We start from the raw sequence: 12,510 nt of genomic DNA, 5'->3' as shown, positions 1-12,510 counted from the left end.
GCGTTCGCTATTCATATTCGATGTTAGCGCTGCCCTCACCCTTACCATCTCCCCGTAAAGGACGGGGGAAGGGGGCGCCGACGTCGCGGCAACGTCACCCCAAGAACGGCTTAGCCTTCATCGTCTCCGGCACCGGCACGCCGAGGCGCGTCAGCACCGTCGGCGCCAGTTGCAACTGGTCGAGCAGCGTGTCGGCCTGCGGGCCTTTGCCGGGCCCAAAATAATACAGCGCGAAATCCTGCATCTCGTCGTCATGGCCGCCATGATGGCCACGATCGGTCTGGCCATGGTCGGCGGTGACCATCACCTCATAGCCGGCTTCGATCCAGCGCGGCAGGAAGGCGGCCAGCATGCCGTCCATCGCATAGACCGCGTGGTCCATCTCGTGGCAGTCATGGCCGAAACGGTGACCCATCGAGTCCAGCGTGCAGGTGTGCAGGATGCCGTAGTCGATGCCGTGGCGTTTGGTCAGCATGGTCAGTGTCGCGAACAGGTCGACATCGCTCGGCGTCATCTGATTGCGGGCGTTGTAGCCGGTCATGGTGTGGAAGCGGCCATGCGTGATCGGTCCGCCCGGCTCGTCGAATTCCATATCCTCGACCAGGTCGAACGGATGGGCGCGGAAGAATTCCGACCAATAGGAATGTGTCACGGCGCCGGTCTTGCCGCCGGCCTTGCTGACTTCGGAGAAGATGTCGGGTTGCGCGATTCGAAACCGGTTCTCGTTGGATAGGATGCCATGCACCTGCGGCGAAACGCCGGTGTGGATGGAGGCGTAGCAGCAGGCCGAGGTCGACGGCAGCACGGAGCGCATCTTCCAGACCCGCGCCTCGCCCGATTGCACCCACCCTTCGAGATTGCCCATCAACCGGCGCCAGTTCCTGTAGGGAACGCCATCGAGGATGATCAGCAACAGTTTTGTCTCGAGCGCCATGGGCGACTCCGGAAGGCTTTGTCGTTGAAGGATGGCTTCGCGCCACGAATTCCCTAGTTCCCCGCGCTGGCCATGCGCCGTCCCTTGATCGCCTTTTCCAGCCAGCCGATCTCCATCTCGGGAACCGAGGAAAGCAGAAGATCGGTATAGGCGTCGAAGGGCGGCGCCAGAACCTTGCTCTTCGGGCCGTAGCGCACCACCTCGCCGCGATACATCACCGCGATCGAATCTGCGATCGACTTCACCGTGGCCAGGTCATGGGTGATGAACAAGTAGGCGACGTTCTCTTCCTTCTGCAGCTCGAGCAGCAGCTCGAGGATGCCGTGTGCCACCAGCGGATCGAGCGCCGAGGTTACCTCGTCGCAGATGATCAGCTTGGGCTTGGCGGCAAGCGAACGGGCGATGCAGACGCGCTGTTTCTGGCCGCCGGAAAGCTCGGCCGGATAGCGGTCGGAGAAGCCCTTGCCCATCTCGATCTTGTCGAGCAGTTCGGCGACGCGTTTGTCGCGCTCGCGGCCGCGTATGCCGAAATAGAATTCGAGCGGCCGGCCGATGATGGTGCCGACCGTCTGACGCGGGTTCATCGCCACGTCGGCCATCTGATAGATCATCTGCAACTGCCGCAGATCCTCCTTCGGCCGGTCGGCCAGCCGGTTTGCCAGCGGACGCCCATCGAAGGTGACAGTGCCTTCTTCTGGCGGCAGCAAACCGGTGATGGCGCGTGCCAGAGTCGACTTGCCGGAGCCGGACTCGCCGACAACGGCCAGCGTCTGGCCCGGATAGATGTCGACCGAGACGTTCTTCAGCACCTTGATGTGGCTGCGGCCATAGGCGGCGGTGACGTTCTTCACCGACAGGAACGGCGTCATGCCGGGCTTCTGCTCGTGGTGTTCGATCTCGTGCACCGACACCAGCGCGTTGGTGTACTCCTGGCGCGGCTCCTTGATGATCTGCCTTGTGCCGCCCCATTCGACCAGTCGGCCATGGCGCAGCACCATGATCTCGTCGGAGACCTGGGCGACGACGGCAAGGTCGTGCGTGATATAGAGTGCCGCCACATGGGTATCGCGAATGGCGTCCTTGATCGCCGCCAGCACGTCGATCTGCGTCGTCACGTCGAGCGCCGTGGTCGGCTCGTCGAAGACGATCAGGTCGGGCTCGGAGCACAGCGCCATCGCCGTCATCACGCGCTGCAGCTGGCCGCCCGAGACCTGGTGTGGAAAGCGTTCGCCGATGGTTTCGGGGTTCGGCAGGCTGAGCTTCCTGAACAGCGCGATGGCGCGCTTTTCGGCCTCGGCGCGTGTCGCCGTGCCGTGCAGCAGCGTGGCTTCCACCACTTGGTCCATCAGCCTATGCGCCGGGTTGAACGCGGCGGCCGCCGACTGCGCGACATAGCAGACCTCGCGGCCGCGCAGCTTGCGAAAACCGTCCTTGCCGCCCTTGAGGATGTCGCGGCCGTTCAGGATGACCTCGCCGCCGGTGATGCGCACACCACCGCGGCCATAGCCCATCGACGATAGGCCAATGGTCGACTTGCCTGCGCCGGATTCGCCGATCAGGCCAAGCACCTTGCCCTTCTCGAGCGTCAGCGAGACATCGTGCACCAGCACGATATTCTTCGGCGGTTCGCCGGGCGGGAAGACGGTCGCCTCGATGCGCAGATTGCGGATGTCGAGAAGCACGCCGGGCTTCGCTTTGCTGTCGGCCATCACCCGCGTCCTCCCTTCAGGCTTGTCGTCCGGTTGAGCACCCAGTCCGCGACCAGGTTGACGGAAATCGCCAGCAAGGCGATCGCCGCCGCCGGGATGAGTGCGGCCGCGATGCCGAAGACGATGCCGTCCTTGTTTTCCTTGACCATGCCGCCCCAGTCGGCGTCCGGCGGCTGCACGCCAAGGCCGAGGAACGACAGTGTCGACAGGAACAGCACGGCATAGATGAAGCGCAGGCCGAGTTCCGAAACCAGCGGCGACAGTGCGTTGGGCAGGATCTCGCGGAAGATGATCCAGGCGCTGCCCTCGCCGCGCAGTTTCGCCGCCTCGACATAGTCCATGACGTTGATGTCGACGGCGACCGCGCGCGACAGGCGATAGACGCGGGTCGAGTCGAGAATGCCCATCACCAGGATCAGCGTCACCAGATTGGTAGGCAGCACGGACAGCACGACAAGACCCATGATCAGCGTCGGGATCGACATCAAAAGATCGACAAGGCGCGACAGCAGCGTATCGAACCAGCCGCCGAAGACCGCCGCCGAGAAGCCGAGTATGGCGCCGAGCGAGAACGACAGCGCGGTGGCCAGCACCGCGATGAACAGGGTGATGCGCGCGCCGTAGATCATGCGCGACAGCAGGTCGCGGCCAAGATTGTCGGTGCCTAGCAAATGGGTAGCCGACATTGGCTCCCAGACATCGCCGACGATCTCGCCATTGCCGTGCGGTGCGATCCACGGTGCGAAGACCGCCGCCAGCACGAACAATGCCGTCAGCACGATGCCGATCAGCGCGGGGATGGGGATGCGTTTGATATCGAGCATATCCGCCCCCTATTTCGGATGTCTGAGACGCGGATTGGCGACGATAGCCCCTATGTCCGCAATGATGTTCAGGCTGATGTAGACGGCGGCGAAGATCAGGCCGACCGCCTGCACCACCGGCACGTCGCGCTTGGTGACGTGGTCGACCAGATACTGTCCCATGCCCGGATAGACGAAGATCACCTCGACCACGACGACGCCGACGATCAGGTAGGCGAGGTTGAGCATGACGACGTTGATGATCGGCGCGATGGCATTGGGAAAGGCATGCTTGCGGATGACGTTGAAGGCCGACAGGCCTTTCAATTCCGCCGTCTCGACATAGGCCGACTGCATGACGTTGAGGATCGCCGCGCGCGTCATGCGCATCATGTGCGCCAGCACGACCAGCGTCAGCGCCGTCGCCGGCAGGGCGATCGCCTGCATGCGTTCGCCGAACGGCATGCCGTCATAGACGGTTGAGATGCCGGGGAATATTTGCCACTTCACGGCGAAGAAATAGACGAGCACATAGCCAATGAAGAATTCGGGAAACGACGTCGAGGCGAGCGCAAGTCCTGAGATCAGCTTGTCGACCCAGCCATTGCGGTAGCGCACCGCGATGAGACCGAGGATGATCGCCAGCGGCACAGCGACAACGGCCGCCCAGAAGGCGAGGAACAGCGTGTTCCACAGCCGGCCCTTGATCGACGTGGCGATGTCCTGGCCGCTCGACATGGCGGTACCCAGGTCGCCTGTCATTACCCCGCCGAGCCAGCGGAAATACCTGATATAGGCCGGATCGTTAAGGCCGAGCTGCTCGCGCAGATTGGCGAGCGACTCCGGCGTCGCCGATTGCCCGAGAATGGCTTGCGCGACGTCGCCGGGCAGGATCTGTGTGCCGGCGAAAATCAGGACCGAAACGGCCAACAAGAGGAGAATGCCCAGCGCAACGCGCTGGGCAATCAGTTTCAGGATGGGTGAAGACATATCCGCAAAGCCGGCTCAGGCTTCGAGCCAGCACTTCGCCAGTGCGTAGCCGTTCATTAGCTCCTGATGCGGATCGTCGATCCAGCCGCCGACCTTGGCGCCGGTCGCGTCGATGAACTGGTTGAACATCGGCAGGATCAGGCCGCCTTCGTCGCGCACCAGGACAGCCATGTCGTGGTACATCTGCTTGCGCTTGGTCTCGTCGAGCTCGGCGCGAGCCGCCAGCACCATCTTGTCGAAATCCGGACGCTTGAAACGCGTGTCGTTCCAGTCGGCCGTCGATAGATAAGCGGTGGAATACATCTGATCCTGGGTCGAGCGGCCGCCCCAGTAGGAGGCACAGAAGGGCTGCTTGTTCCAGACTTCGTTCCAGTAGCCGTCGCCCGGCTCGCGCTTGAGCTCGAGCTTGATGCCGGCCTTGGCGGCGCTCTGCTGGAAGAGCTGCGCTGCATCGACTGCGCCTGGGAAGGCGACGTCCGAGGTTCTCAGTAGCACGGCGCCGTCGTGACCGGACTTCTTGTAGTGGAACTTCGCCTTGTCGGGATCGTACTTGCGCTGCTCGATCTCGGTAAACAGCGGATAGGACGCATTGATCGGGAAGTCGTTGCCGAGGGAACCGTAGCCGCGCAGGATCTTGTCCAGCATCTCCTCGCGGTCGATGGCCAGCTTGAGCGCCATGCGCAGGTCGTTGTTGTCGAACGGCGCGGTGTTGCAATGCATGATGAACACGTAGTGGCCGGGGCCGGCGTGATTGCGGATGGTGACGCCCGGCAGACGCTTGATCAGATCGACGATCTTCGGCTCGACGCGGTTGATCATGTTGACCTGGCCACCCTGCAGGGCCGCTGTGCGCGCCGTCGCGTCGTTGATGACGATGACCTCGATCTGGTCGGCATGGCCCATCTTGTCACCTTGCCAGTAATTGGCGAAGCGCTCGGCGCCATGGCGCACGCCAGGCTCGTTGGTCTTGACCATGTAAGGGCCGGCCGAGATGCCGGCGTCTGGCTTATCCTTGCCGCCGTTCGGCTGGACGATCAGGTGATAGTCGCTGAGCAGGTAGGGAAGGTCGGCATTGGCTTCCTTCAGGGTCAGCACGACTTCCTTGCCGCTGGCCTTGATGGTTTCGATGCCCTTCATGTAGCCGAGCGCACCGGATTTCGACTTCTCGTCCGAATGGCGCTCCAGCGTGGCCGCGACGTCTTCGGCGGTCACCGTCTTGCCGTTGTGGAATTCAACGCCGTCGCGGATCTTCAGCGTCCATACCTTGGCGTCGTCCGAGGCGCCGATCTCCTCGGCGATGCGGTTCTCGAGCTTGCCGTCGGGAGACAGCTCGACGATCATTTCGCCCCAGCACTTGCCGAAGGCGAACGGCACCTGCGTCATCATCAGCGCCGGATCGAGGCTGTTGGTGGATTCGCCACCGACCAGGCCGGCCTTCAGCGTGCCACCCTTGACCGGACCCGCCGCGCGCGCCGCACTTGAAAGCAGCGAGTTGGCGAAGGGGGCGGTGACGCCGAGCGCTGCCGCCCGGCCCAGAAAATCACGACGGCTCAGTTTGCCCGACGCGACACGCCGGCTAAGATATTCCAGTTCGTTTGACATTTTGAGTTCCTCACTCTGTTGGTTCGACTCTGGGGTCGTTTTTCTTGTTTCTTGTGGGGAGAATAATGACCGCAAGGGAAAGCGGTAAGCAAGACCGAATGCGACATGCCGTGGCGTAAATCGTACGTCGCAATTGGACCAACGAAACCGGCGTTCAAAGAAGCGCGCGGGGCACCTTCTCTTCGAAATTGCGTTCGAAAACGAGCCTTTCGCCCTCATAGGCCTCGATTCTGGCGCTGACGATGAAGTTTTGCGCGTCGGATCGCATTTCGGCGGATGTCTCGGTGCGCACCGACCATCCATTTCGCGACAGGGTCTGCGTCCAATGCGTCTTTCCCGAGGCCGACAGCGGATCGTCGGGATGGATCGTCCAGGTCTCGCGGGCGATGCTGCCATTGGCAAGGCCGTGATCGAGATCGCGCACCTCGCCAAAATCATCAACGATGGAAAGCGTGACAATTCCGGTCTTCTCGTCGCGATCGACATGGCGCTCGGAATTGGTGGCGCGGATCGTTTCTGTCGCCCAGGGGGAGGCGCCTTCCGGCTCGGCAAACGTCGCTTCGTCGCCTGTTGCCAGCGGCCGCAGCGGCAAGGACAGCGTCGCGGTCGACAGCGCGAGTTGGACCGGCTCCGGCGACGGCCAGATCATCGGCCAATAGGCGTTCGAAACAGCAATACGCAGGCGGTGGCCAGCCGGCACGCGGTAGGCGCATTGATCGAGCACCACGCGCGCCGACACGGTTTCGCCCGGCACCAGCGCCTCGGGGAATTCGTGCGAGTTGCGATGCGTCAGGTTGAGTACGCCGTAAGAGATCAGCTCGGTGGCACCGTCGGGATGCACGTCGCAAAGCCGGACCGCGATGTTGGCCTGACGCCGGTCGGACGCGACCCGGACCAGGACTTCGGGCGCACCGACGATATCGATAGCCTCACGGAGTTCCGGCTGGTCGAAACACACCGACAGCGCATCGTCGGGGCGCTGGTCGCCGGGCAGTTCGGGGCCGAAGGTGAACGGAAAATACTCGCCGCCGGCCAGCCCGCAGCTTTGCGGCGAGGCGACGATCGCGGGGTTGCCGCCCTCGGCGATAAGCTCGATCGATTGCGTCTTGATATTGGACGAAGGCCATTGCTGTTCCGCCACCCAGCGGCCCGGCCGCTCGGGATGCCAGCGTGCCGGACGCACGCTGTCCATGACATAGGCGCGGTAGGCGGGGTCGGCCTCGACGCCCGTGTCGATATCCTTCAGCCAGCGGTCCCACCAGCGCAACGCCTCCTGCAGGAAGCCAATGGCGGGCTTGGGCCCGGCGTAGTGCGGGTATTTGTGGATCCACGGCCCGATGATGCCCTTGACCGGCGCTTCGATGTTGCTGGCGAGATGCGAGACGGTGTTGCGGTAGCCGTCATGCCAGCCGCCGATCGACAGCACCGCGGCTTTGACGGCGGAAAAATCCTCGCAGATCGAGCCGCGCTTCCAGTAGGCGTCGCGGTGCTGGTGCTTCAGCCACAGCGGCGCCAGGAAGGACTGGTTTTCCAGCCGGGTGAGCCACAGGTCGCGCCATCTATTGTCTCCGGCCAGCAGCGGATCCGGAGGCCGCGACGAGTAGGACAGCATGGTCGAGGCCCAGCCGAAATTCTCGATCAAAAGGCAGCCGCCCTTGTAATGGATGTCGTCGGCATAGCGGTCGACGGTCGAGCACAGGCTGATCACCGCCTTCAGCGCCGGCGGCTGCTTGGCCGCCACCTGCAGGCAGTTGAAGCCGCCCCAGGAAATGCCCATCATGCCGACATTGCCGTTGCACCAGGGCTGGCTTGCCGCCCAGGCGATGACGTCGCAGGCATCCTGCAATTCCTGCTCTGAATACTCGTCGTCCATCAGCCCTTCGGAATCGCCATTGCCGCGCATGTCGACGCGGATCGAGGCATAGCCGTGGCCGGCGAAATACGGATGCGTCAGCTGATCGCGAAAGATGGTGCCGTCGCGCTTGCGGTAGGGCAGATGCTCAAGGATCGCCGGCACCGGATCATCACCGGCATCTTCCGGCATCCACACCCGCGCCGACAGCCGGCAGCCATCGGGCATGACGATGGCCATGTCCGGAAATTCGACGACCTTGCGGGGAAATTCGGTGACGGTTTTCATGGGAGCTCTCCAGGATGTCAGTGACGCATGAAACGTGTACGTCACGAAGTCAAACGGGCGACGGTCCGTGTCGCCGAGACGACGCCTGGCGGGGACCGTTCGACTTTCCATCTTGCGTTGTCCCATTAATTTATGTATTACTTTTATTCGCTTAGGCCCGATGCATTGAGGACAATCTCGACTGAAGATCGTTTGGGATGAGCCAAAGCGCGTGACGAACCTCGAAGGCCGAGGTCTGGACTTTGCCGAACTCGATATCGAGTTTTTTGCGACTTCAACCGTCCTCCCGGCCAAAGCAGGCCGACTCAAGGCGATTGGCGAATTCGGAGAGATCATTCTCGCCGTGATCTTTAAGCCGCTTGGTTCCGAAGCGATTTCGGTAATCTCGATGCGTCGTGCCAGCCGAAAGGAAAGGTCCGTATATGAGCAATCCTAAATCGCATATTCGACCGCTTACCAATGAGGAGGAAGCGGAAATTCAAAGACAAATTGCCGCTGATCCCGATGATGCGGAGGCGACCGACGAAGAGCTGGTGCATGCCAAACCTTTCGCGGAAGTGTTTCCAGAACTTTTCGAGAGTATAAGGCGGTCCCGTGGTCGGCCGACCGTGGAAAAGCCGAAGCAAGTTGTGTCCATCCGCCTGGATCAGGATGTCGTCAGAAAATTCAAGGCCACCGGCAAGGGTTGGCAAGCCAAGATAAATGAAGTGCTGAAGAAAGCGAAAGTTGGTTAAGCATCCGCGTCAATTCAGCGGAATGTCGTTTTCATCCTTGCTCGCCTGGTAGGCGCCGGACAACTCGTCATAACGGGCCGAGATATTGTCGATGCGTGTTTCCAGCCGCTGGCGTTCGGCCTCGGGCAGGGACCGCACCAGCCTGCGGATCGAAAAGCTCTTCCAGTAGGCGTTCTCGGCATTGTAGCCGCCGGGATCGAGGGTGAAGACCTCCTTCAGGATCTTCAAATCATGCGGGATGGCGAAGCTGTCACGCGAATCCTCATGACTGAACAGATAGTAGAAATTGTCGAAGCCGGTCCAGGTGATCGCCGACAGGCACAGCGAGCATGGCTCGTGCGTGGCGATGAAGATTGCGTCCTTGGTGTCGACTCGCTCTGCCTTCGGCATTTCGTAGAAGCGCTTCAGGCAATGCACCTCGCCATGCCAGAGCGGGTTTTCCATCTCGTTGTTGGTTTCGGCCAGCACCAGCGAACGGTCGTCCTTGCGCAGGATCGCCGCGCCGAACAGTTTGTTGCCATGGGCGACACCTTCGGCCGTCTTCGGCACGATATCGTGCTCGACCACGTCGAGCAGGCGGTCGATCAGCGAAATGTCGGTCATTACTGGGTCTCCTGCTGCATGTCCCCCAAAAGTGCCCCGGTTTCGGGGTAACGACATGCACAAAAAATCAAGGGAGATGTATCTCGTAGGCGTGCGAGAAATGGAATTCCTCGAGGTTGGGGCCGTCGCCACCCCGGTCGACGATCAGGAAATCCTGCGCCTCGCCGAGCGGCGTCAGCACGCCATGCCAGAGATTGCGCCGGTAATTGATCCCTTGTCCGGGGGCAGTGATAAAGGCATGCGGCTCTCCGGGTCCTTCATCCCCGTCATGGCAGACGACGACCAGGAACGGGCGCGGCGACAGCGGAATGAATGCCTGGCTGCCGAACGGGTGGCGCTCGACCATCGTCAGCTTCAGCGGCAATTCGTAGGGCGTGCCGCGCACCATGGAGATCAGCACGCGGGCGTTCGGCCCGGTCGCCTCGGCGGTGGCGAGATCGTGGTAGCGCTCGGCCCTGCCGCCATTGATCGGGTAGTGGTTGTCGCCGCTCATGTCGATGACGTTGCCAAATGGAGCAAAGCTCTCGCGGGTCAGCGGCCGCGCGACGATACGGGTCATGGAGCGCGCTTTGCGATGCCGGCGCCACCGAGCTTGGCGTGGCGGTTGACGTCCTTGTAGAGCAGATAGCGAAATTTGCCCGGACCGCCGGCATAGCAGGCCTGCGGGCAGAAGGCGCGCAGCCACATATAGTCGCCGGCCTCGACCTCGACCCAATCCTGATTGAGGCGGTAGACCGCCTTGCCTTCCAGCACATAGAGCCCGTGCTCCATGACATGGGTCTCGGCGAAGGGAATGACCGCGCCGGGTTCCAGCGTCACGATTGTCATGTGCATGTCATGGCGCAAGTCGGCCGGATCGACGAAACGTGTCGTCGCCCAGCGACCCTCGGTGCCGGGCATCGGCGTTGGCGCGATCTCCTGTTCGTTGGTGAAGAAGGCTTCGGGCGTATCGAGACCGTCGACCACCTCGTAGGCCTTGCGAATCCAATGGAAGCGGACATCGGCCTTGCCTTCGTTGCGAACCGTCCAGCCGCTGGCCGGCGGCAGGAAGGCAAATCCACCGGGCCGCAATACGTGCTTCTTGCCGGCAAGCAGAACCGTCAATTCGCCTTCGACCACGAACAGGGCACCTTCGGCGCCGGCATCGGGTTCCGGCCGGGCGCTGCCGCCGCCGGGCGCGACCTCGACGATGTACTGCGAGAACGTCTCGGCAAAACCGGACAGCGGTCGCGACAAGATCCAGACGCGGGTCTTGTCCCAGAACGGCAGGGCGCTGGTGACGATGTCCTGCATCACGCCCCTGGGGATGACGGCGTAGGCCTCGGTGAAGACGGCGCGGCCGGTCAGCAACTCGCTCTGGCCGGGGTGGCCGCCATGTGGTGCGTAATAGGTTCGCTCGGGCATCCTGATCGTATCCATGGGTTCAAACCTATTGCGGAAGCATGTCCTTGAGGCGGAGCAGCGCGATGCGCTCGACCTGTTTGCAGGCGGTCTCGAATTCGACGCCGCGGCTATTGCCGATGCGCGTCTCGAATTCGGCGAGGATTTCCTCCTTGGTCTTGCCCTTCACCGCGATGATGAAGGGGAAGCCGAAGGTGGTGACGTAGGCGGCGTTCAATTTGGAAAACAGTTCGCGCTCCTTGTCGGTTAGCGCGTCGAGCCCGGCCGAAGCTTGTTCCCTGGTTGATTCAGCCGTCAGCCGTTTGGCCTTGGCCAGCTTGCCGGCAAGGTCGGGATGGGCATTAAGCACGGAAAGCCGCTCGGTCTCGCTGGCGGAGCGGAAGATACGGCAGAGTGCGTTGTGCAAGCCACCGGCCGTGTCATGCGCCGGGCCCAGTTCCAGCTCATGGGCGCGTTCGGCGATCCAGGGCGAATGCTCGAACACGCCGCCGAACGTGTGAACAAACGTCTCGAACTCCATCTTGGATGGACGCAATGCCGCCGGCTTGTAAGGATGATTCTCCTGCCAATGCTTGGCGATATCGACGCGCCGCGCCAGCCAGACCTTTTCATGCGATTTGACATACTCGACGAAGCGCTTCAGCGCTGCCACCCGGCCCGGACGCCCGACGAGGCGGCAATGCAGGCCGATGTTCATCATGCGCGGCCGGCCGGCCTTGCCCTCGGCGTAGAGCGTATCGAAACTATCTTTGAGATAGGCAAAGAACTGGTCGCCCGAATTGAACCCTTGCGGCGTGGCGAAGCGCATATCGTTGGCGTCGAGCGTGTAGGGGATGATGAGCTGCGTGCCGCCTGCGTGCTCGAACCAGTAGGGCAGTTCGTCGTCATAGGTGTCCGACACGTAGTCGAAACCGCCCTCTTCCGCCACAATCCGCACCGTGTTGATCGATGTGCGGCCCGTGTACCAGCCGGTCGGTCGTTGCCCGGTCACCTCATAGTGCAGGCGGATCGCTGCTTCGAGGTCGCGACGCTCATCTTCGGCGCTGTGGTCGCGGTAGTCGATCCATTTCAGCCCGTGCGAGGCGATTTCCCAGCCGGCTTCCTGCATGGCCGAGACCTGATCGGGCGAACGGGCGAGCGCGGTGGCGACACCGTAGCAGGTGATCGGCACCTCGGCCTCGGTGAACAGCCGCAGCAGCCGCCAGAAGCCGGCGCGCGCGCCATATTCGTAGATTGATTCCATATTCCAGTGGCGCTGGCCCACCCAGGGCGCAGCGCCGACGATTTCCGACAGGAAGGCTTCCGACGCCTTGTCGCCATGCAGCACGCAGTTCTCGCCACCCTCTTCGTAGTTGACGACGAACTGCACGGCGACATGCGCACCATCGGGCCATTTCGGATCCGGCGGATTGGCTCCGTAGCCGCGCATGTCTCTGGTGTATCGCATCGTCCCTCCTGCCGGGCATGGCCCGAAGTGTGGTGAGAATATCGAAAGGACTGCCTACGCATTCCCCCGAAAATTTTTGAAAGTGTTTTTGTCGCACTCCGCTCGACCAGGACTTATGCATCGCCTTTAATTGGCGCACAATTCACT

At 62.2% G+C, this 12,510-nt stretch carries 12 protein-coding genes; 2 read left to right on the top strand and 10 right to left on the bottom strand.

What is annotated here, in order from left to right:
• Window positions 1–94 precede the first annotated feature (94 nt).
• The 6 genes from NKG99_RS15845 to NKG99_RS15820 form a co-directional block, all read right to left on the bottom strand.
• Window positions 95–934: an alkaline phosphatase family protein gene (locus NKG99_RS15845; RefSeq protein ID WP_352869293.1), complete on the bottom strand. Its 840-nt coding sequence runs from the start codon at window positions 932–934 to the stop codon at window positions 95–97.
• Window positions 935–987: 53 nt separating this feature from the next.
• Window positions 988–2,643, bottom strand: a complete 1,656-nt coding sequence (locus NKG99_RS15840) for an ABC transporter ATP-binding protein (RefSeq protein WP_352869290.1) — start codon at window positions 2,641–2,643, stop codon at window positions 988–990.
• Window positions 2,643–3,467 (bottom strand): ABC transporter permease, encoded by an 825-nt coding sequence (locus NKG99_RS15835; RefSeq protein ID WP_127262628.1) that lies wholly within the window; start codon window positions 3,465–3,467, stop codon window positions 2,643–2,645. Before NKG99_RS15835 ends, NKG99_RS15840 begins: the two co-directional genes overlap by 1 nt.
• A gap of 9 nt (window positions 3,468–3,476) precedes the next feature.
• Window positions 3,477–4,436, bottom strand: a complete 960-nt coding sequence (locus tag NKG99_RS15830; protein WP_352869287.1) for an ABC transporter permease — start codon at window positions 4,434–4,436, stop codon at window positions 3,477–3,479.
• Window positions 4,437–4,451: 15 nt separating this feature from the next.
• Window positions 4,452–6,038 carry an ABC transporter substrate-binding protein gene (locus NKG99_RS15825; RefSeq protein ID WP_352869285.1) on the bottom strand — a complete coding sequence of 529 codons (1,587 nt, stop codon included), beginning with the start codon at window positions 6,036–6,038 and terminating at the stop codon, window positions 4,452–4,454.
• Window positions 6,039–6,192: 154 nt separating this feature from the next.
• Window positions 6,193–8,178, bottom strand: coding sequence for a CocE/NonD family hydrolase (locus NKG99_RS15820; RefSeq protein ID WP_352869283.1), 1,986 nt, complete (start codon window positions 8,176–8,178; stop codon window positions 6,193–6,195).
• A gap of 181 nt (window positions 8,179–8,359) precedes the next feature.
• On the opposite strand from NKG99_RS15820, the gene NKG99_RS15815 reads away from it, so the two are divergent.
• Both NKG99_RS15815 and NKG99_RS15810 read left to right on the top strand, forming a co-directional pair.
• The gene (locus NKG99_RS15815; protein WP_352869397.1) at window positions 8,360–8,614 is read left to right on the top strand and encodes a BrnT family toxin; all 255 of its coding nucleotides are present in this window, start codon (window positions 8,360–8,362) and stop codon (window positions 8,612–8,614) included.
• Complete coding sequence (locus NKG99_RS15810; RefSeq protein WP_352869282.1) at window positions 8,601–8,912, top strand: BrnA antitoxin family protein; 312 nt, start codon at window positions 8,601–8,603, stop codon at window positions 8,910–8,912. Before NKG99_RS15815 ends, NKG99_RS15810 begins: the two co-directional genes overlap by 14 nt.
• A 9-nt stretch (window positions 8,913–8,921) precedes the next feature.
• On the opposite strand, the gene NKG99_RS15805 is transcribed toward NKG99_RS15810, so the two are convergent.
• From NKG99_RS15805 to puuE, 4 genes are all read right to left on the bottom strand, one after another.
• Window positions 8,922–9,515, bottom strand: a complete 594-nt coding sequence (locus tag NKG99_RS15805; RefSeq protein WP_352869279.1) for a nucleoside deaminase — start codon at window positions 9,513–9,515, stop codon at window positions 8,922–8,924.
• Window positions 9,516–9,582: 67 nt separating this feature from the next.
• On the bottom strand, window positions 9,583–10,074 hold the full coding sequence (locus NKG99_RS15800) for an ureidoglycolate lyase (RefSeq protein ID WP_352869277.1): 492 nt from the start codon (window positions 10,072–10,074) through the stop codon (window positions 9,583–9,585).
• On the bottom strand, window positions 10,071–10,934 hold the full coding sequence (locus tag NKG99_RS15795) for a bifunctional allantoicase/(S)-ureidoglycine aminohydrolase (protein WP_352869275.1): 864 nt from the start codon (window positions 10,932–10,934) through the stop codon (window positions 10,071–10,073). Before NKG99_RS15795 ends, NKG99_RS15800 begins: the two co-directional genes overlap by 4 nt.
• Window positions 10,935–10,944: 10 nt before the next feature.
• Window positions 10,945–12,363, bottom strand: coding sequence for an allantoinase PuuE (puuE, locus tag NKG99_RS15790; RefSeq protein WP_352869272.1), 1,419 nt, complete (start codon window positions 12,361–12,363; stop codon window positions 10,945–10,947).
• Window positions 12,364–12,510 lie beyond the last annotated feature (147 nt).

It is taken from the genome of Mesorhizobium sp. M1409, from assembly GCF_040317535.1.
Classification (GTDB): domain Bacteria; phylum Pseudomonadota; class Alphaproteobacteria; order Rhizobiales; family Rhizobiaceae; genus Mesorhizobium.
This window is presented reverse-complemented; position numbering and strand designations above follow the sequence as displayed.

Excerpts from the sequence above, each read along its gene's own strand:
- NKG99_RS15845 (WP_352869293.1), bottom strand. The coding sequence starts at position 934 with ATGGCGCTCGAGACAAAACTGTTGCTGATCATCCTCGATGGCGTTCCC.
- NKG99_RS15840 (WP_352869290.1), bottom strand. The coding sequence starts at position 2,643 with ATGGCCGACAGCAAAGCGAAGCCCGGCGTGCTTCTCGACATCCGCAAT.
- NKG99_RS15835 (WP_127262628.1), bottom strand. The coding sequence starts at position 3,467 with ATGCTCGATATCAAACGCATCCCCATCCCCGCGCTGATCGGCATCGTG.
- NKG99_RS15830 (WP_352869287.1), bottom strand. The coding sequence starts at position 4,436 with ATGTCTTCACCCATCCTGAAACTGATTGCCCAGCGCGTTGCGCTGGGC.
- NKG99_RS15825 (WP_352869285.1), bottom strand. The coding sequence starts at position 6,038 with ATGTCAAACGAACTGGAATATCTTAGCCGGCGTGTCGCGTCGGGCAAA.
- NKG99_RS15820 (WP_352869283.1), bottom strand. The coding sequence starts at position 8,178 with ATGAAAACCGTCACCGAATTTCCCCGCAAGGTCGTCGAATTTCCGGAC.
- NKG99_RS15810 (WP_352869282.1), top strand. The coding sequence starts at position 8,601 with ATGAGCAATCCTAAATCGCATATTCGACCGCTTACCAATGAGGAGGAA.
- NKG99_RS15805 (WP_352869279.1), bottom strand. The coding sequence starts at position 9,515 with ATGACCGACATTTCGCTGATCGACCGCCTGCTCGACGTGGTCGAGCAC.
- NKG99_RS15800 (WP_352869277.1), bottom strand. The coding sequence starts at position 10,074 with ATGACCCGTATCGTCGCGCGGCCGCTGACCCGCGAGAGCTTTGCTCCA.
- NKG99_RS15795 (WP_352869275.1), bottom strand. The coding sequence starts at position 10,934 with ATGGATACGATCAGGATGCCCGAGCGAACCTATTACGCACCACATGGC.
- puuE (WP_352869272.1), bottom strand. The coding sequence starts at position 12,363 with ATGCGATACACCAGAGACATGCGCGGCTACGGAGCCAATCCGCCGGAT.